The following is a 493-nucleotide window of genomic DNA, read 5'->3' as shown; positions in this document are numbered from 1 at the left end:
CATCTGTGTAGCTTATGGCCGCAGCCGCGTTCAGATCTTCAAGTTGGTAAATACAAAGTAATCAACTAAATAATTCTGTGCTCCCGCACCTTAACCAACAGGTGTGGGAGAACAAACCTTTAAAGGCTAGAAAAATAGCAAAAAGGTGAAAGCTAATTTATACACAAAAACGACAAAAGAAAGATTAACATGAAACATCATTTTACAAAACTTGTTACTTTCTCTTTCGCAGCAATGCTCCTGGCATCTTGTAGCGATTCTATTGACAACCCTTTAGTTCCAAACCCTGGTGAAGTCACAAAAAACATATTAGGTGAAGAAGTGACATCCATCACCGACCCTCAGGAGTTGGCTGGTAGCGTTATCAATTACAAGGCGAAAGCTGCAACAAGAGCTGCAGGCGCAACTACAGCCAACCTAAGCGACGTTTATGAAATGCCTAGCCTGCCTAGCCATGACGGAGCTATCGAAATCAAGAATAACGATGGATGTG

General features: G+C 42.0%; 1 protein-coding gene. It reads left to right on the top strand.

The genetic code is table 11. From position 1 onward, the window contains the following. Positions 1-189: 189 nt before the first annotated feature. Positions 190-493, top strand: a 304-nt coding sequence (locus D4A39_RS17020) for a hypothetical protein (RefSeq protein WP_147393962.1), incomplete at its 3' end; no start/stop codon positions are given.

Origin of the sequence: Alcanivorax profundi, assembly GCF_003597125.1 — a bacterium.
In the GTDB taxonomy this organism is placed as follows: Bacteria; Pseudomonadota; Gammaproteobacteria; order Pseudomonadales; family Alcanivoracaceae; genus Alcanivorax; species Alcanivorax profundi.
Note: the sequence above shows the minus strand (reverse complement) of the source record. Positions and strands in the feature narration are given on the sequence as shown.